The following is a 17,516-nucleotide window of genomic DNA, read 5'->3' as shown; positions in this document are numbered from 1 at the left end:
GGGTGGGCGTGCGGTGACAGGAGCCCGGTGTGCGGGCCGGGCTGTCGGTCGGTGGGCGGCCGGGGCGCGGGACCGCGGCGGGCATCAGGCGCTCCGGTAGCGCTTGAGCTCCCGACGGGCCAGCGATCGCTTGTGGACCTCGTCCGGGCCGTCCGCCAGCCGCAGGGTACGGGCCGCCGCCCACAGCCGGGCCAGCGGGGTGTCCTGGCCGACGCCCGCCGCGCCGTGGGCCTGGATGGCCTTGTCGAGCACCCATTCGGCGGTGCTCGGCACGATGATCTTGATCGCCTGGATCTCGGTGTGCGCGCCCTTGTTGCCGACGGTGTCCATCAGCCAGGCCGCCTTGAGCACCAGCAGGCGGGCCTGCTCGATGCGGACCCGCGACTCCGCGATCCACTCCTGCACCACGCCCTGCTCCGCGAGGGGCTTGCCGAACGCCGTACGGGCCAGCGCCCGCGTGCACATCAGCTCCAGCCCGCGCTCCGCCATGCCGATCAGCCGCATGCAGTGGTGGATGCGGCCGGGCCCGAGCCGCGCCTGGGAGATCGCGAAACCGGAGCCCTCCTCGCCGATGAGATTGCCCACCGGTACGCGCACCCGGTCGAAGATCATCTCCGCGTGGCCGCCGTGGTCGCCGTCGTCGTAGCCGAACACGGCCATCCCGCGCCGCACCGTGAGGCCGGGGGTGTCCCGGGGCACCAGGACCATGCTCTGCTGCACGTGCCGGGCGGCCTCCGGGTCGGTCTTGCCCATCACGATGAAGATCTTGCAGTTCGGGTTCATCGCGCCGGAGATGTAGAACTTGCGACCCGTGATGACGTACTCGTCGCCGTCCCGCTCGATCCGGGTGCCGATGTTGGTCGCGTCCGAGGAGGCGACCTGCGGCTCGGTCATCGCGAACGCCGAGCGGATCGTGCCCTCCAACAGCGGCCGCAGCCAGCGCTCCTGCTGCTCGGGGCTGCCGAACTCGGCGAGGACCTCCATGTTGCCGGTGTCCGGGGCCGCGCAGTTGAGCGCCGCCGGGGCGATCGACGGGCTGCGGCCGGTGAGCTCGGCCAGCGGCGCGTACTGCAGGTTGGTCAGGCCGGCGCCGTGCTCGCCCGGCAGGAACAGGTTCCACAGCCCGGCGGCCTTGGCCTGCTCCCGCAGCGGGGCCAGCGCGGGCGGCGGCGTCCAGTCACCGCGGTACGACTCGTGGAAGCCGTCCTCCGCGGGGTAGACGTGCTCGTCCATGAAGGCGAGCAGCCGTTTGCGGTAGTCCTCGGTCTTCTCGTCGAACGCGAAGTCCATCAGTTGTCCTCCAGCGACTCGTGTCCCTGCGCGACGAGCGGTGCGACCATCGCGCCGACGGTGTCGAAGCCCTCGCCGACCGTCTGGCCCTGCACGTAGCGGTAGTGCACGCCCTCGAGGATCACGGCGAGTTTGAACGCGGCGAAGGCCACGTACCAGTGCAGGTCGGAGACGTCGCGGCCGGACCGCTTGGCGTAGTGCTCGCCGATCTCCGCCAGGCTCGGATGTCCCGGCACCGACAGCGGCGAGCGGTCGGGCAGCAGCAGCGGGCGGCCGGCGTAGACGAGCATCAGCGCGACGTCGCTGAGCGGGTCGCCGAGCGTCGACATCTCCCAGTCCAGCACGGCGTTGACCTGCAGCTGCTCGCCGATGAGGACGTTGTCGAGGCGGTAGTCGCCGTGCACGACCGAGCCCGGGCCGCCCGCCGGGATGTCGGCGGCGAGGCGCGCGTGCAGCTCCTCGATGCCCGGCACGTCGCGGCTGCGGGAGGCGTCGAGCTGCTTCTTCCAGCGGCGTACCTGGCGCTCGTTGAAGCCCTCCGGGCGGCCGAAGTCGCCCAGCCCGATCGCGGCCGGCTCGAGCGCGTGCAGGTCGGCGAGCGTGTCCACGAGCGACAGCACGAGCCGCCGCATGGACTCGGGGCCCAGCGCCTCCAGCACGGCGACGTCGCGGTAGATCGTCCCGTCGACGTGCTCCATCAGGTAGAACGGTGCGCCGATGACGTCCGGGTCGGTGCACAGGCGTACGGGCCTCGGCGCGGGGAACCCGGCCTCCGACAGCGCCGCCAGCACCCGGTGCTCGCGGGACATGTCATGGGCCGTCGGCAGCACGTGCCCCAGCGGCGGGCGGCGCAGCACCCAGCGGTGGGTGCCGTCGGTGACCGCGTACGTGAGGTTGGAGCGCCCGCCGGCGAACATCGTCGCGGACAGCGGCGGCGAGCCCAGGTAGGCCCGCAGCTTCTCCAGATCGAGTCCGCGCGGCCCGCTCACTGAGCTGCCGCCGCGTCGAAGCCGCGCTGGATCTTGTTCATGCCGCCGAGCCAGCGGTCGGTGTCGGTGGCCCGGCGCTGGTAGAACTCGGCCACCTCGGGGTGCGGCAGGATCAGGAAGCTGTCGCCGGCCAGCGCCTTGACGACCGTGTCGGCGACGTCCTCCGGCTCGATCGCTCCCGCGGCCAGGATCGCCTTGCTGGCGCTCCGTTCCCCGCCGGTCATCATCGCCGTGTTGACGCCCTGCGGGCACAGCGCCTGCACGGTGATGCCGCGGTGGGCGTACGTGGCGCGCAGCCATTCGGCGAAGCCGAGCGCGGCGTGCTTGGTGACCGAGTACGGCGCCGAGCCGAGCAGGGTGAGCAGCCCGGCGGCGGAGACGGTGAACAGCAGGCGCCCACCCTCGCCGTCGAGCCAGCGGGGGAGCAGCGCGCGGGCCACGTACACGTGGGACATGACGTTGACCTGCCACGCCTTGTCCCAGTCGGCGTCGGGGGCGTCGGCCGAGCCGGCCGTGAGGATGCCGGCGTTGGCGCAGAACAGGTCGCAGCCGCCCAGCTCCTCCCAGGCGGTGTCGACCAGGCGGCGCACGTCCGCCTCGTTCCCGGCGTCGCCCGCGACGGCGAGGCCACCGATCTCGGCGGCCACGGCCTGCGCGGCCGCCGCGTCGAGGTCGTTCACGATCACCCGGGCGCCGTCGGCGGCGAAGCGGCGGGCCAGGGCGGCGCCGATGCCCCCGCCGGCGCCGGTGACGACGACCCGGGCGAACCGGGAGCTCACTGGACCGTCCCGGTGAGCGTGACGCCGCCGTCGATGACGAGCGTCTGGCCGGTGATCCAGGCCGCGTCGGGCGAGCAGAGGAACGTCACCGCGCCGGCCACGTCCTCCGGCACGCCGAGGCGGCGCAGCGGGTACGTGGCGGCGACCGCGTCCTCGCGTCCCTCGTACAGCGCGGTGGCGAACTTGGTCTTGACCACCGCGGGCGCGACCGCGTTCACCCGGACCGCCGGGGCGAGCTCGACGGCCAGCTCCTCGGTCAGGTGGATGAGCGCGGCCTTGGTGACGCCGTAGAACGCGATGCCGGGCGCCGGGCGCAGGCCGGAGACCGAGGAGATGTTGACGATCGACCCGCCGTCGGCGAGCCCGCCCCGCAGCGCCTCCTGCACCCAGCCGAGTGTGCCGAGCACGTTGACGTCGAGCATCTTGCGGGCCGCGCCGAGGTCGAGCGTGCCGAGCGGCCCGTACGCCGGGTTGATGCCGATGTTGTTGACCAGGACCGAGACCGGGCCGAACGTGCCGAGCACGGTGTCCACCACGGCCGCACGGTGGTCGGCGTCGTCGCCCTTGCCGGGGACCGCCATGGCGACCTCCGGGCCGCCCAGGTCCTTGACCGCGGACTCCAGCGCCTGCGCGTCCCGTCCGGTGATGCAGACCTTCGCACCCTCCGCGACGAAGCGTTGCGCGATGGCGAACCCGATTCCGCGGCTGGCGCCCGTCACGATCGCGACGGTGCCCGAGAGCTTCGACATCCGGCCAGAACCCCCCAAAAGAATGTGCACTTAGAGTGCGAAATACTAACGGGTAACTTCCCCGCCGCCAACCCTGCATCGGTCGGCGGCGGGCCGCAACCATTTCGCTTCCTTTACCGAGTCATCACCGGGCGGCGATCAGGCGACGCGCCGAGTCACTGCCGCGCCCTACGGCGCCGCCGGGATGCCGTTCGACGGCGGGGCCGCCGGGGCCGCCGTGTACGGCTGCACCGCCCCGTCGCCGTCGTCGGTCTCGTAGACGGTGCCGAAGTATGCCTGCTTGCCGCCCTGGACACGGCTCAGCCGCATTCCCCCGTACCCGGAATGATCGGTCTTGGAGAACCGCAGCGGGGCCATGCCGGGTCCCTGGAAGCCACCCTTCTCCACTGCGGCGATGAGCCCGTCGCGGGTCAGGTCCTTGCCGGCCGCTTGCAGTGTCTGCACGAACAGGTACGCGACCGACATCCCGTAGACGATGTTGTTGTCGAACTCCGCGTTGCCGTTGTACTGGGCGTTGACTTTCTTGAAGAGCTGGATCCACGGGTTCGCGTCGTCCGTGCTGAGCGGCAGATAGTTGTCGGAGATCAGGCCCTCGGTGAGCGGCGCCGCCGGGCCGAGCTGCTTCGTCAGCGTGGTCAGATCCGCGCCCACCTGGGAGACGACGAACTGGGGTTTGAAGCCGATCTTCGCCGCGGTGCCGAGGCTGAGCGCGGTGAAGCCGGGGACCGTGGCGAGCATGACGACCTGGCAGCCGGCCTGCTTGAGCGCGCCCATCTGCGGGCCGACGTTCGGGTTGCTGGTGACGTACGACTGCTTCGCTGCCACCGGTCCGAGGATCTTCTCGATGCCGGCCAGCGCGTCGCGGCCGAAGTCGTCGTCCTGCCCGAGGAAGCACACCTTCTTGCCGGCCTGGGTCTGCTTCACGTGGGTCGCCAGGATCTTGCCCTCGACGGTGTAGTCGACGTTGAAGCCGAACGTGCCCGGGTACTTGTCCGGCTGGTTCCAGCTGCGGCTGCCCGAGGCCACGAAGAGGTCCGGCACCCGGTTGGTCTTCAGGAAGTCCAGCACGCCGGTGTGGGTCGGGGTGCCGAGGCCGTTGAGGATCGCGAACACCTTGTCCTGCAGGACCAGCTCACGGACGACCTGCTGGGTGGTGGCCGGGTTGTAGGTGTCGTCCATGATCTTGTAAGTGATCTTGCGGCCGTGCACGCCGCCGTTCGCGTTCACGTAGTCGAAGTACGCCTTGGACGCCGGCGCGATCTTCGAGTAGCCGGCCGCGGCCGGGCCGGTGAGCGGCATGTGCGTGCCGACGACGATCTCGGTGCCGGTCACGCCGGGGGTGTTCGCGCTGCCGCCGCCACCGCCGCTGTCGCTGCAGGCGGTCGCCGCGGCGACCAGGGCCAGCGCGGCGAGGACGGTCGAGGTACGCCTCATGCCTTTCTCCTTATGCGTTTGAGGGGATTGAGCGATGCGATCCCGCCGGGAGCGGCGAGCATGACGACGACGAGGGTCACGCCGAACAGCGCGAGCGGCAGGTTGCCTTCGAGCCGCTGCGCGTCGATGCCCTCGGTGACCGTGTGAGCCAGGGCCGGGAGCGCGACCAGCAGCACTGCGCCCCAGAACGCGCCGGCCAGGCTGCCGAGCCCGCCGATGACGATCGCCATGACGAGGAAGAGTGAGAGCGTGAGCGGGAACGCGCCGGGGGACACGCTCTGGGCGAGGACCGCCACGAGCGCGCCGCCGAGGCCGGCGCAGGCCGCGCTCACCACGAACGTCAGGACCTGGGTACGGGCGACGCTGACGCCCGCGAGGCGCGCGGCGGTCTCGTCGTCGCGTACGGCCCGCATCTCCCGGCCGAAGCGGCCCCGGACGAGCACCGCGAGCGCGAGCATCGTCAGCAGGGCGCCGGTCCACGACAGCCACGCCTGCCACTGCTCGACGGGAATCGTGCCGGGCGGCGGGTCGAGCACCACGGACAGGCCCTGGTCGCTGTTGAACGTCGTGTCGAAGGTGCTCGTGAGGGCCGGCACCACCACCGCGACCGCGAGCGTCAGCCCGGCGAGGTAGGGGCCGCGCAGCCGGGCCGCTGCCAGGCCGACGACCGCGCCGACGACGGTGGTCAGCGCGATCGCCGCCAGAACCGACACCAGCAGCGTCCACTGCCCCCGGCCCGCCAGCTTGTCCTGCAGCAGGGCCACCGTGTACGCGCCGGTCGCCATCAGCGCGCCGTGTCCCAGCGACAGCTGCCCGTTCAGCCCGGTCAGCACCGTGAGCCCGGCCGTGACGCACAGGTACGCCCCGATGGTCGCGAGCTGATACGTCCGGAACGGTGGCAGCGCGTACGTCAGCGCCACGACGGCCACCCCGCCGGCCACCGTCCACAGCAGATAGCGCAGTTTCCAGGGTTGCTCCCGTCGAATCGCGACGGCCGGTTCTGCGGTGACGCGTTCCCGCACGATGCTCATACCGTCCTCGCCGCCGACCGGGAGAAGAGCCCGCCGGGACGGGCGAGGAGCACGACGACGAGCAGCACCAGAACCGCGATCGGCGCGACCGTGGCGCCCAGATAGCCGCTCACGTACGACAGCAGCAGGCCCACGATCAGCCCACCGGCCACCGAGCCGGCCGCGCTGTCCAGGCCGCCGACCACCGCGGCGGTGAACGACGACACGAACACGAGGTCCATCGCGTTCGGGTGCAGACCCAGCTCGGTCGGGATCACCAGCATCCCGGCGAGCGAGCCGACCGCCGCGGCGAGCGCCCACCCCAGCGTCAGCATGCCGCCCACGTTCACGCCGAGCAGCCGGGAGACGTCGGGTGCGAAGGCCGAGGCGCGCATGCGCAGGCCTGTCGCCGTACGCGTGAACAACAGCGCGAGCAGCACGACCACAGTGGCCACCGCCGCGAACACGAACAGATCGAAGCGCGACAGCAGCGCCACCCCGCCGACCTCGAACGCGTCGCGGCTGAACGGCGTGCCGGCCGGGCGGTACTCGTTGCCGTAGATCATGCCGAGCACGCCCTGGATCACCAGCACCAGCCCGAGCGCCACCACCACCCCGTTGAGCGGCGACGAGTGGTCGACGAAGCGCATGACCACCCGCTCGGTCACCGCGCCGAGCACCAGGCCCGCGGCGATCGCCACGACGAAGCCGAGCCAGTAGGAGCCGGTCGCGGACGAGACGGAGTAGCCCGCGTACGCGGTCGCCACGGCCATCGCGCCCTGGGCGAAGTTGACGATCCTCGTGGCCCGCCAGATCAGGACCAGCGCCAGGGCGAACGCGGCGTACACCGCACCCCGGCCCAGGCCGTCGAACGTGAGAAACACGAACCGGTCCATGGTCCTCCTCTAGAAACCCAGGTACGCGTGGCGCAGCTCGTCGTCGATCGACGTGCCGCGGGTGACGACCCGGCCCAGCGACATGACGACGGCCTCGTCCGCGACGGCCAGCGCGCTGCGGACGTTCTGCTCGACCAGCAGCACGGTCAGCCCGCTGCGGTCGCGCAGAGTCCGCAGCAGCGCCATGATCTGCGCGATCACCCGCGGCGCCAGCCCCAGCGACGGCTCGTCGAGCAGCAACAGCCGGGGCCGCCCCACCAGCGCCCGGCCCAGCGCGAGCATCTGCCGTTCGCCGCCGGACAGCTGATGACCGGGGAACGCGCGGCGGCGCGCGAGCGCTTCGAACAGCTCGTACACCTCGTCGAGCGCGCGCTTGGCGTCGGCCCGGTCCCGGCGCCACAGGCCGCCGAGGCGCAGGTTCTCGTCCACGGTGAGCTCGGTGACGACGCCGCGGCCCTCCGGCACGTGCGCGATGCCGCGCCGCACCATCTGCTCGACCTTCACCCCGCGCAGGTCCAGGCCGTCGAAGAGGACGCGGCCCGCGGTGGGACGCACCAAGCCCGACAGCGTACGCAGCAGAGTCGTCTTCCCGGCCCCGTTGGCGCCCAGCACCGCGGTGATGGAGGCGGGCGCCACGTCCAGGTCGATGCCGTTGAGCACCGGCGCGGCGCCGTACCCGGCCGTCAGCCCCTCGACCTTCAGCAGCGCGCTCATGTGGCGGCACCGAGGTAGGCATCGGCCACGGCTTCGTTCGTACGGATCTCGTCCGGGGTGCCGTGCGCGACGGGTTTGCCGAAGTCCAGCACGAGGATCTCGTCGCAGACCGCCATGACGAGGTCCATGTGGTGCTCGACCAGCAGCACCGAGCACGGCAGGCCGGTGATGAGCTCGCGCAGCCCGTCGATCTCTTCCGCGCCGAGACCGCCGGCGGGCTCGTCCAGTAGGAGCAGCCGGGGCTCGGCCACCAGGGCGCGGGCGAGCGAAACACGTTTGCGGACCGCGTACGGCAGGCTCCCGGGCAGGGCGCCGGCATGCTCGGCGACGCCGCACCGGTCCAGCTCGGCCCACGCCCGCGCCCGGTCGCCGGGCGCGGCGACCAGCACGTTCTCCAGCACGGTCAGGCTGGGGAACAGGCCGACCCCCTGCAGCGTACGGGCGATGCCGAGCCGGGCGAGGCGGTGCGGACGCGGGCGCAGCGGCCGGCCGTCGAACGTCAGGGTGCCGCCCGTGGCGGCGACGAACCCGCACACGACGTTGAAGAGCGTGGTCTTGCCGGCGCCGTTGGGGCCGATGACGCCGACCGTACGGCCGGGCGGCACCCGCAGCGACACCCGGTCGAGGGCGACCAGCCCACCGAATCGGACGGTTGTCTGATGGAGGGCGAGGCCGGCGTGGGCCTCTCCGGCGGGCATGGTCATCGTCACCTCGGCGATGAGGGCGGACGTGTCCTGGGTGGAGCCGGTGGAGATCAAACTAATTACACTTGGAGTGTAATTTCCCGGGCCGCCGTGTCAATGCTCCACCGGATATCGGTGACGGCGAATTCCGGCAGCTCCCGCGGACCGCTATCCTGCCCAAGCCAACCGGCTCCACGGGGGAAGAGTCAATGACCGAACACGCACCGTACACGTATCCGCAACCGTCCTTTGTGCCCTACAGCACCGCCCGCCCGCTCCGGACGCGTGCCACCGTCGCGATCGTCGCCCTCGTCCTCGCGATGGTGGCGGCAGCCCTCACCGCGGCCCTGACCTTCTTCGCTTCCAACCTCGTGGACGATGCGCGCGTCACCGGCGAAGGGCTCGGTACCGCGCGAGCGGTGGAGGCCGCGGCGGCTGCGGGGACGGCGCTGCTGAGCCTCGGCTCGCTGCTGTTCGCGGGCATCGCGTTCATCTGCTGGCTGCACCGGGCCCGCACCAACATCGACGCGTTCGGCGGCTCGTTCCTGACCTGGGGCGCAGGCTGGACGATCGGGGCCTGGTTCGTGCCCCTCGGCAACCTGGTCATCCCGATCCTGGTGGTCAACGAGATCGACCGCGCCACCGACGGTCGCGTGCAGGGCTGGGACATGCGCCGTCCCGGCCGTGCGGTCGTCATCCTGTGGGCGACCCTGTGGACGGCGTTCCTCATCCTCGACCGGGTGGTCGCCGTCGCGGTCCTCGGCGCGACCGATTCGGCGGGCTCGACCGCGCTCGCGACTCTGTCGGCGGCGGTGGAGATCGCCGCGGCGAGCTGCGCCATCGGCGTCATCCGCCGGATCACCGCGGCGCAGGAGGCCGTCATGGGCGGCGCGGCTCAGGCCGTCATGGGCGGCGCGGCCGGGCCCGCCCTGCCGGCGCCGTCGCCCGCGCAACCGGCGCATTGGCCGGCTCCTTCGTCGGCTCCCTACGCGGCCGCGGGGGACAGCTGGGAGGAAGGACTGGCCAGCGGCCCGATCGGCTGGGACACGCCCGGACCGGACCGGCGCCCGTAGCGGGCGGGCGCGGTGGCCGCAGGTCCGGCGCGGCCACCGCGGAACCCCCGTTACGGAAGGTCGGAGGGGCGCAGCACCCGGTCGATGGCGTGCGCGATCTGCTTGTTGCCCTTGTTGATGTCGTACTTCACGACGCGCGGGTCGCGGTCCGAGCGGTCCGCGTCGATCAGGCGGATGTAGCGGGGGCCGTACCAGCAGCGGGTGACGTCCACGGTGATCTTGCCGCCGCCGGCCGTGGTCAGCTTGGCGTTGTCGGACTTCAGGGCCGCGCGGCGGTCGATCGTCGCGCCCGGCACCACGTGGTAGAGCAGCACCGCCTCGACCGTGTCGATGCCCAGGCCCGCGACGGCCGTGAACGCCTGCTTCTCGCTCGGCAGCTTGCGGCTGTTCGTGATGTCGGCGACGAGCGTCTGGAAGGCCGCGTCGGTGGGCACGAACGCGGTCAGCGCCACCTTGCCGTCGGTGAGCACCTTGACCGGGCTGGCGGGCTTGGCGTCCAGCACGGCGAGCACCGCGGCGGTGAGGACGTCGAAGTCTCGGCTGTTGCGGTCGAAGCCGCTCGTGTCCTTGGTCAGGACCGCGGCCAGCGACCGGGTGCCGGTCTTGCCGGAGGCGGACGCCCCGGCGCCGCCCACCGCGGTGATCGCGAGCACGGCGGCGGTGGCGGTGGCGGCGGTACGGGCGAGCAGTCTTGCGACGTTCATGTGCGCACATCCTTCATCGGCGAAGTCGTGAACCCGTGAACGGCGGGTGCCGTCACCCGGGTCTTCGCTACGACCGGACGGGATGGATGCAGCTTTTTCTCAGGCGGTGTGCGCGGGCCTGTGCCGGCTTTCTCAGGCGCCGTGCGCCGGCTCTCACGCCACGTCGATCGGGCGGAACTGCACGCTGACCCGCGGGCCGACCGGCTTGGCCGTCTTGGGGATCGCGTGCTCCCAGGTGCGCTGGCAGGAGCCGCCCATCACGATCAGATCGCCGTGACCCTGCGGGAACCGCAGCGTCTCCGCGCCGCCCGCCCGCGGCCGGAGCATCAGGTTGCGCGGCGAGCCGAACGACACGATCGCCACCATCGTGTCCTCCCGCGACGAGCGCCCCAGGGTGTCGCCGTGCCAGGCGACGCTGTCGCGGCCGTCGCGGTACAGGCACATGCCGGCGGTCACGAACGGCTCGCCGAGCTCTGCACGGTAGTGCGCGGACAACGCCTGCCGCGCCTCGGTGAGCACGGGGTGCGGCAGCTGCTCGTCGCGGCCGTACCAGCGCAGCAGCCGGGGAACATCGACCACGCCGTCGTACATGGTGCGGCGCTCGGCCCGCCAGTCGACCTCGTCGAGCAGGATCCGGAAGACGTCGTCGGAGCCGTGCACCCAGCCCGGCAGCACGTCCACCCACGCGCCGGCCGTCAACCGGTGCCGGACGAGGCGGCCGGCCAGCGGCTCGACGGTCGCGCCGGAACCACCCATGAAGTCGAGCATCGACGGCTGATAAGCACCCACGGCGGCCACTCTACGCCGGCTTTAGAACTTGTGTACGACTGCTCAGGCTTTCATCGGGGATCTGTGGTAGCTCCGCCCAGGCAGCGGGAGATGGCCGTGGTGACGGCGTGCTCCTGGGACCGCTACTCCTTCATCGCAGCGCGGAAGCCGCCTTCTCCGCGGGAGATCTCCAGTTCGCCGGACGCTGGAAGGGTCAGGAACCCGCAGCCCTGAATCACCCCGCCGTCTCCGATATCGGCCGGTTCGAGATGGCAGAGGAGGTATTGGCCTTCCTCGGCGGGTAGGACGAACTCGCCGTCGTCGTCGAGGGGGGCGATCACGCCACCGGCCTGGGTCACCTGGTCGCGATTGAGCGGCGCAGCCATGTACGGCAGGTCTTGCTGGCTGATCGGCTTGTTGCCGGTGGTGCTCCACAGGTCGTCGACGGCTGCGGCCGGCACGGCGATGATCCAGCCTTCGTCGATCGGCCTTTCTCCCCGTCCGGTGTCGTCCAGGAAGGCGGCTTTGCCGGTCAGGCCGTCTGCTGGCGGGTGGGTGCATGCGGCCAGCAGGGGTGCGAGCAGCAGCATTGCCGCTGCCCGCACCGCTAGGGAGGTCCGGAACCGGGGCCGGCTCATGTCAGGGTGACCTTCGTTCGTAGGTGGACCCGTCGACGAGGGTGATCCGGAAGACCTGGGTGGTTGCCGCCCATGTCTTGGGAGTCTGCACGTTGAGGTGCCAGGACGGGGCGGACTTGACCATCCTGTAGCTCGCGTAGCCGCTGAGGAACCGGGCCGACTCTCGCCGGTCGGCGACAGCGGCCGATGTGGCGGCGCTCGCGGAGCTGCCGGAGCTCGACGGCGGCGAGGTCGACGGGTTCGCCAGTCGGTCATGGTTTGCGGGGAGCACCGCAATCGTGGCGTCGGCGCGGCGTTGATGGACGCGATTCTGGCCGAGGCGCGAGTTCGGGGGTTGGGGCACGTGACCGTCCACTCGGGGCGGCGCGCGGTGGATTTCTATCTGCGTAACGGCTTCAGCCAGCACCGCCAGGCGCTGATCTGGGAGCCGGGGGAGTAGTCGCGCCCGGGTGCCGCATGCCGCGAGCCGGTGCGGGGTGTTGCGGTTGTCCGGCTTGTGGATCCGTACCTGACAAGGGGAGGGACCCGCCGGGAAGCGGGTCCCTCGTCGCTCAGTCCTTGTCCGTCTCGGGGTGGTTGTAGGTGATCTTCCGGAGCGGGAACTCCTGGTCGTCGCCGAACGGCGACGGGCCGCCCGGGTGCTCGGCGAGGAGTTCGGCGACGTCGAGCCTGCCGTCGGGGTTGAGGGCCGGCGCGTTCGGCAGCGGGGCCCCCGACTTGCCGAGCCCGGCCGCCACGCCCGTCGCGCCCTCCGACGTGCTGGGGGCCATGGACCGCCCGTTGGAGCCGTTGCTGTTCGAGCCGTTGCTGTTCGAGCCGTTGCCGGTCGAGCCGTCCAGCTGGTCACGCCGGAAGATCTTGCGGCCGAGCCGGACCAGCGGGTCGTAGCGGCGGTCCACCACCCGTTCCTTCATCGGGATGATGGCGTTGTCCGTGATCTTGATGTGTTCCGGGCAGACCTCGGTGCAGCACTTGGTGATGTTGCAGTAGCCGAGGCCCTGGCTGGCCTGCGCGTACTCCTTGCGGTCCGTACGGTCGTCCAGCGGGTGCATGTCCAGCTCGGCCGCGCGGATGAAGAAGCGCGGCCCGCTGAAAGCCTTCTTGTTCTCCTCGTGGTCACGTACGACGTGGCAGGTGTTCTGGCAGAGGAAGCACTCGATGCACTTGCGGAACTCCTGCGAGCGCTCGACGTCGACCTGCTTCATCCGGTAGTCGCCGGGCTTGACGCCCTGCGGCGGCGCGAACGCGGGGGTCTCGCGGGCCTTCTCGTAGTTGAAGGACACGTCGGTGACCAGGTCGCGGATCACCGGGAACGTGCGCAGCGGCGTGATGGTGACCGTCTCGTTCTCCTCGAACGTCGACATCCGCGTCATGCAGCCGAGCCGCGGCTTGCCGTTGATCTCCATGGAGCACGAGCCGCACTTGCCGGCCTTGCAGTTCCAGCGGCACGCCAGGTCCGGCGCCTCGGTGGCCTGCAGCCGGTGGATGGCGTCGAGCACGACCTCGCCCTCGTTGACCTCCACCTGGAAGTCGCGGATCTCGCCGCCGGACGAGTCGCCCCGCCAGATCCGGAAGTGACGCTTCATCAGTTGGCCTCCGTCGAGATCGCGTCGAACTCCGCGAGTTCCTCATCGGTCAGGTACTTGCTGAGCTCGGTGCGCTGGAAGAGCCCGAGCAGCTCGTCGCGCATCTTCGGCAGCGGCTTGCGCTCGAGGTGCACGTCGCCCGCCTCGTCCAGCGAGCAGACCAGGTTGACCTTGCGCCACTCCGGGCTCATCTTCGGGAAGTCCTCGCGGGTGTGACCGCCGCGGGACTCCTCGCGCTCCAGCGCGGCCTTCGCCGTGCACTCCGAGACGACGAGCATGTTGCGCAGGTCCAGGGCCAGGTGCCAGCCCGGGTTGTAGCGCCGGCCGCCGGTGGCGCCGACGTTGGCGACCCGCACCTTCAGCTCCTGGAGCCGCTTCAGCGCGTCGGTCAGCTCGGCCTCGCGGCGGATGATGCCGACCAGGTCGCCCATCACGGCCTGCAGGTCCTGCTGCAACGTGTACGGGTTCTCGCCGTTCTCCCGGCTCAGCGGCGCGAGCGCGGTGTCGACCGCGGCCTCCACGTCCGCCGTGGCCACCTTCGGGCGCTTGGGCAGCGCGTCGGCGTACGCGGCCGCGTGCTCGCCCGCCCGCTTGCCGAACACCAGCAGGTCGGACAGCGAGTTGCCGCCCAGCCGGTTGGAGCCGTGCATGCCGCCGGACACCTCACCGGCCGCGAACAGGCCCTCGACGTGGCCGAACGCGGCACCCGTGTCCGGGTCCACCTCGACGCCGCCCATCACGTAGTGACAGGTCGGGCCGACCTCCATCGGCTCCTTGGTGATGTCGACGTCGGCCAGCTCCTTGAACTGGTGGTACATCGACGGCAGCCGCCGGGTGATGGTCTCGGCCGGCATGCGGGTGGAGACGTCGAGGAACACGCCGCCGGACTTGGTGCCGCGGCCCGCCTTGACCTCGCTGTTGATGGCCCGGGCCACCTCGTCGCGGGGCAGCAGCTCGGGTGGGCGCCGGTTGTTGTCCGGGTCGGTGTACCAGCGGTCCGCCTCCTCCTCGGTGTCGGCGTACTGGTGCCGGAACACGTCGGGGACGTAGTCGAACATGAACCGCTTGCCGTCGGAGTTGCGCAGCACGCCACCGTCGCCACGGACCGACTCGGTCACCAGGATGCCCTTGACGGACGGCGGCCAGACCATGCCGGTCGGGTGGAACTGCAGGAACTCCATGTTGATCAGCGTCGCGCCGGCCCGCAGCGCCAGCGCGTGCCCGTCGCCGGTGTACTCCCAGGAGTTCGAGGTCACCTTGTACGAGCGGCCGACGCCGCCGGTGGCCAGCACGACCGCGGGCGCCTCCAGCAGGATGAACTCGCCGGACTCCCGGTAGTAGCCGAACGCCCCGGCGACCTTGTCGCCGTCGAGCAGCAGCTCGGTGATGGTCGTCTCGGCGAACACCCGGATCCGCGAGTCGTAGCTGCCGGTCTCCGCGAAGTCCTCCTGCTGCAGCGACACGATCTTCTGCTGCAGCGTACGGATCAGCTCCAGGCCCGTACGGTCGCCGACGTGCGCGAGCCGCGGGTACTCGTGGCCGCCGAAGTTGCGCTGGGAGATCTTGCCGTCCTTCGTACGGTCGAAGAGCGCCCCGTACGTCTCCAGCTCCCAGATGCGCTCCGGGGCCTCCTTGGCGTGCAGCTCCGCCATCCGGAAGTTGTTGAGGAACTTGCCGCCGCGCATGGTGTCGCCGAAGTGCACCATCCAGTTGTCGCGGCTGTTCACGTTGCCCATGGCCGCCGCGGCGCCGCCCTCGGCCATGACCGTGTGCGCCTTGCCGAACAGCGACTTCGAGATGATCGCGGTCTTCTTGCCGGCCAGGCGGGCCTCGATCGCGGCCCGCAGCCCGGCGCCGCCCGCGCCGATGACGACGACGTCGTAGTGGTGTCGTTCGATTCGCGTAGTCATGTGTCTGGGGGCCCTCTAGTTGATGAAGCGCAGGTCGGAGAACCAGTTCGCCGACACCGCCATGACGTAGAAGTCGGTCAGGGCGAGCGTGCCGAGGGTGATCCAGGCGAGCTCCATGTGCCGGGCGTTGAGCTTCGAGACGACAACCCAGAAGCGGTAGCGCACCGGATGCTTGGAGAAATGCTTCAGTCGTCCGGCGACGATGTGCCGGCAGGAGTGGCAGGACACGGTGTACGTCCACAGCATCACGACGTTGCCGACCAGGATGATGTTGCCCAGCCCGAACCCGAACTTCTCCCCGGACTGGAAGGCCACGATGGCGTCCCAGGTGTTGATCACGGAGATGATCGCGGCGGCGTAGAAGGCGTACCGGTGGATGTTCTGGAAGATCAGCGGGAACCGCGTCTCACCGGTGTACTTCTTGTGCCCGTCCGGCACGGCACACGCCGGCGGCGACAGCCAGAAGGCGCGGTAGTACGCCTTCCGGTAGTAGTAACAGGTGAGACGGAAGAGCAGCAGGAACGGAAGTGTGAACGCGGCTTCCGGGATGAGCCAGAAGGACGGCAGCGGCGTGCCGAACTCCGCGGACCCTTCGACGCACCGGTCGGTGAGACAAGGTGAATAGAACGGGGTCAGATAGTGGTACTGCTCGACGTAGTACCACTTGTGCATGAACACGCGGACAGTGGCGTAGATCACCCACGCGCTTAGCCCCACGAAGGTCACCAGCGGCGGGAACCACCACCGGTCCGTCCGCAACGTCCTCGCCGCGATGGCGGCGCGAGAACGCCCCGCATCCGGCCTCGTTGCCGTCGTCGTCATTGACTGATCTCCCTGACAGTGCTGCTAGACCTGCTCTGCCGGCGGGCGCCCGGTGAACCTGGCTGTGCTTGCCCCGAGCGCTGCGCCCGGGACAGGGGTGTGCGTCCGCAATGTGTGGCACACGTTACAACGAAGGTCAGCTTGATGCCGCGTAAGGGATGGCTTACTCCCCGCGATGAATGCGTGTGGCCGTTCCTGCGCAGGTTGGGGCGGGTGCGAGGGTTGTCGGCACCCGGCCGCCCCGGCTGCCCGGCCGCCCCGGCTGCCCGGCCGCACGCGGCCTTGCGCCGGCGCCGGCAGGCTGGGGCTGCTGGTCGGGCGCGGCTGCTGGGGTCGGCGCGGTTGCTGAGGTCGGCGGGGCTGCTGGGTGGGCGCGTCTGCCGGGGCGGCCGGGCGGGCGCGGCTACAGGTCGGGGGCGGCGAGGCGGCGGATCGGGCCGGCGCACGCCGGCGGGGAGGACCGGACCAGCTCGTCGGCCACGGCCCGGCCGTCGCCGGTCCGGGGAGCGACGAAGAACGCCGGGGTACGCGACTTCGCCTGCGCATCCAACGCCTCGGCATAGGCGGTACGCGCATCCACGAGCTGCCGCCACCCGTCGGCCGCCGACCCGTCCCGCACCCGGGTCACGTAGATCCGCGCGGCGGCGTTCTCGTCCCGTACGGCCGCCGCCCGCGCTTGCGGTGACGGGGTGGCGCCGGGCGGTACGAGGCGGTTGAGGCGCTGCTCGAACTCGAGGCAGGCGGCATCGCGGAGGCTCCGGTCCGCACGGGCGTCGGCCGCGTCGTCCTTGAGGTCGGCGACCCTCGAGACGACGGCGAGTCCCCCGGCGCAGCACGCGACGGCGAGCAGGGCGGCGCCGACGGAGATGCCGGCGACCAGCCAGCGACGGCGGCGGCGTTTCCGGGCGTCCGTTTCGGGGCCGGCGGGGGAGAGCCGGGCGGCCCGGGTTCGGCCCGGGGCCGCTCTGCCTGCCCGGTACCCGCTAGCGGCGGCGGGGTTCGCGCCAGCCGAGGTGGCGCCGGCCGAGGTGGCGCCGGCCGAGGTGGCGCTGGTCGCGCCCGTGCCGGGCGGGGTGGCGCCGGCGGGAGTCGCGCTGGCCGTGCCTGCGCTGGCGGGGGTCGCGCTGGCCGTGCCTGCGCTGGCGGGGGTCGCGCTGGTCGCGCCTGCACCGGCGGGGGTCACGCCGGCCGCGCCCGCGCCGGGCAGGGTGGCACTGCTCGTGCCCGCGCCGGGCGGGGTGGCGCTGGCCGTGCCTGCGCCGGGCGGGGTGGCGCTGGCCGTGCTTGCGCCGGTTGCGCCTGTGCCGAGCGGGGCGCCGCCGGCTGGGTTTGCGCCGGCTGGTGGGCCCGTCGTCGGCTCGATGGCGTCGTCCGGCCCGGCCCCTTCGCTGTCCGGGTTCCGTCCCTGGTCACGTGGCGTGTCGCTCACGGCCTCAGTGAAACACGGCAGTCAACACGCCGCCCGCCGACG

General features: G+C 71.3%; 18 protein-coding genes. 2 read left to right on the top strand and 16 right to left on the bottom strand.

Annotated features, from left to right (window positions below; translation table 11 throughout):
- Positions 1–84: 84 nt before the first annotated feature.
- The 9 genes from AB0K03_RS12075 to AB0K03_RS12035 all read right to left on the bottom strand — a co-directional run bounded on the left by AB0K03_RS12075 (position 85) and on the right by AB0K03_RS12035 (position 8,559).
- On the bottom strand, positions 85–1,290 hold the full coding sequence (locus tag AB0K03_RS12075; protein WP_364683432.1) for an acyl-CoA dehydrogenase family protein: 1,206 nt from the start codon (positions 1,288–1,290) through the stop codon (positions 85–87).
- Entirely contained in the window at positions 1,290–2,279 is a 990-nt protein-coding gene (locus AB0K03_RS12070; protein WP_364683430.1) for a phosphotransferase family protein, read from the bottom strand. The genes AB0K03_RS12075 and AB0K03_RS12070 overlap by 1 nt, the downstream gene beginning before the upstream one ends.
- A complete protein-coding gene (locus tag AB0K03_RS12065; RefSeq protein ID WP_364683428.1) occupies positions 2,276–3,058 on the bottom strand; it encodes an SDR family oxidoreductase in 783 nt (260 codons plus the stop codon). The genes AB0K03_RS12070 and AB0K03_RS12065 overlap by 4 nt, the downstream gene beginning before the upstream one ends.
- Positions 3,055–3,807 carry an SDR family oxidoreductase gene (locus AB0K03_RS12060; protein ID WP_364683426.1) on the bottom strand — a complete coding sequence of 251 codons (753 nt, stop codon included), beginning with the start codon at positions 3,805–3,807 and terminating at the stop codon, positions 3,055–3,057. Before AB0K03_RS12060 ends, AB0K03_RS12065 begins: the two co-directional genes overlap by 4 nt.
- A 168-nt stretch (positions 3,808–3,975) precedes the next feature.
- On the bottom strand, positions 3,976–5,241 hold the full coding sequence (locus AB0K03_RS12055; RefSeq protein WP_364683424.1) for an ABC transporter substrate-binding protein: 1,266 nt from the start codon (positions 5,239–5,241) through the stop codon (positions 3,976–3,978).
- Positions 5,238–6,272, bottom strand: coding sequence for a branched-chain amino acid ABC transporter permease (locus AB0K03_RS12050; RefSeq protein ID WP_364683422.1), 1,035 nt, complete (start codon positions 6,270–6,272; stop codon positions 5,238–5,240). Before AB0K03_RS12050 ends, AB0K03_RS12055 begins: the two co-directional genes overlap by 4 nt.
- A complete protein-coding gene (locus AB0K03_RS12045; protein ID WP_364683421.1) occupies positions 6,269–7,147 on the bottom strand; it encodes a branched-chain amino acid ABC transporter permease in 879 nt (292 codons plus the stop codon). The genes AB0K03_RS12050 and AB0K03_RS12045 overlap by 4 nt, the downstream gene beginning before the upstream one ends.
- A gap of 9 nt (positions 7,148–7,156) precedes the next feature.
- Positions 7,157–7,861: an ABC transporter ATP-binding protein gene (locus AB0K03_RS12040; protein WP_364683419.1), complete on the bottom strand. Its 705-nt coding sequence runs from the start codon at positions 7,859–7,861 to the stop codon at positions 7,157–7,159.
- Positions 7,858–8,559: an ABC transporter ATP-binding protein gene (locus AB0K03_RS12035; RefSeq protein WP_364683736.1), complete on the bottom strand. Its 702-nt coding sequence runs from the start codon at positions 8,557–8,559 to the stop codon at positions 7,858–7,860. The genes AB0K03_RS12040 and AB0K03_RS12035 overlap by 4 nt, the downstream gene beginning before the upstream one ends.
- Positions 8,560–8,753: 194 nt before the next feature.
- On the opposite strand from AB0K03_RS12035, the gene AB0K03_RS12030 reads away from it, so the two are divergent.
- Positions 8,754–9,617: a DUF4328 domain-containing protein gene (locus AB0K03_RS12030; RefSeq protein WP_364683417.1), complete on the top strand. Its 864-nt coding sequence runs from the start codon at positions 8,754–8,756 to the stop codon at positions 9,615–9,617.
- A 50-nt stretch (positions 9,618–9,667) separates the two neighbouring features.
- Here AB0K03_RS12030 and AB0K03_RS12025 read toward each other — a convergent pair whose 3' ends face one another.
- From AB0K03_RS12025 to AB0K03_RS12015, 3 genes are all read right to left on the bottom strand, one after another.
- Positions 9,668–10,321: a fasciclin domain-containing protein gene (locus tag AB0K03_RS12025; protein ID WP_364683415.1), complete on the bottom strand. Its 654-nt coding sequence runs from the start codon at positions 10,319–10,321 to the stop codon at positions 9,668–9,670.
- Positions 10,322–10,474: 153 nt separating this feature from the next.
- Complete coding sequence (locus AB0K03_RS12020) at positions 10,475–11,089, bottom strand: alpha-ketoglutarate-dependent dioxygenase AlkB (protein WP_364683734.1); 615 nt, start codon at positions 11,087–11,089, stop codon at positions 10,475–10,477.
- Between the two features lie 143 nt (positions 11,090–11,232).
- Positions 11,233–11,679, bottom strand: a complete 447-nt coding sequence (locus AB0K03_RS12015) for a hypothetical protein (RefSeq protein WP_364683413.1) — start codon at positions 11,677–11,679, stop codon at positions 11,233–11,235.
- Between the two features lie 145 nt (positions 11,680–11,824).
- Here AB0K03_RS12015 and AB0K03_RS12010 point away from each other — a divergent pair, with 145 nt between their 5' ends.
- On the top strand, positions 11,825–12,166 hold the full coding sequence (locus AB0K03_RS12010) for a GNAT family N-acetyltransferase (protein WP_364683411.1): 342 nt from the start codon (positions 11,825–11,827) through the stop codon (positions 12,164–12,166).
- A 112-nt stretch (positions 12,167–12,278) separates the two neighbouring features.
- Here AB0K03_RS12010 and AB0K03_RS12005 read toward each other — a convergent pair whose 3' ends face one another.
- The 4 genes from AB0K03_RS12005 to AB0K03_RS11990 all read right to left on the bottom strand — a co-directional run bounded on the left by AB0K03_RS12005 (position 12,279) and on the right by AB0K03_RS11990 (position 17,474).
- The gene (locus tag AB0K03_RS12005; protein ID WP_364683409.1) at positions 12,279–13,313 is read right to left on the bottom strand and encodes a succinate dehydrogenase/fumarate reductase iron-sulfur subunit; all 1,035 of its coding nucleotides are present in this window, start codon (positions 13,311–13,313) and stop codon (positions 12,279–12,281) included.
- Positions 13,313–15,223 carry a fumarate reductase/succinate dehydrogenase flavoprotein subunit gene (locus AB0K03_RS12000; RefSeq protein ID WP_364683407.1) on the bottom strand — a complete coding sequence of 637 codons (1,911 nt, stop codon included), beginning with the start codon at positions 15,221–15,223 and terminating at the stop codon, positions 13,313–13,315. The genes AB0K03_RS12005 and AB0K03_RS12000 overlap by 1 nt, the downstream gene beginning before the upstream one ends.
- A gap of 15 nt (positions 15,224–15,238) precedes the next feature.
- A complete protein-coding gene (locus AB0K03_RS11995; RefSeq protein WP_364683405.1) occupies positions 15,239–16,045 on the bottom strand; it encodes a hypothetical protein in 807 nt (268 codons plus the stop codon).
- A 403-nt stretch (positions 16,046–16,448) separates the two neighbouring features.
- Positions 16,449–17,474 carry a hypothetical protein gene (locus tag AB0K03_RS11990; RefSeq protein ID WP_364683403.1) on the bottom strand — a complete coding sequence of 342 codons (1,026 nt, stop codon included), beginning with the start codon at positions 17,472–17,474 and terminating at the stop codon, positions 16,449–16,451.
- Positions 17,475–17,516: the final 42 nt, after the last annotated feature.

The sequence above is a fragment of the Actinoplanes sp. NPDC049316 genome (genome assembly GCF_040677315.1).
In the GTDB taxonomy this organism is placed as follows: domain Bacteria; phylum Actinomycetota; class Actinomycetes; order Mycobacteriales; family Micromonosporaceae; genus Actinoplanes.
This window is presented reverse-complemented; position numbering and strand designations above follow the sequence as displayed.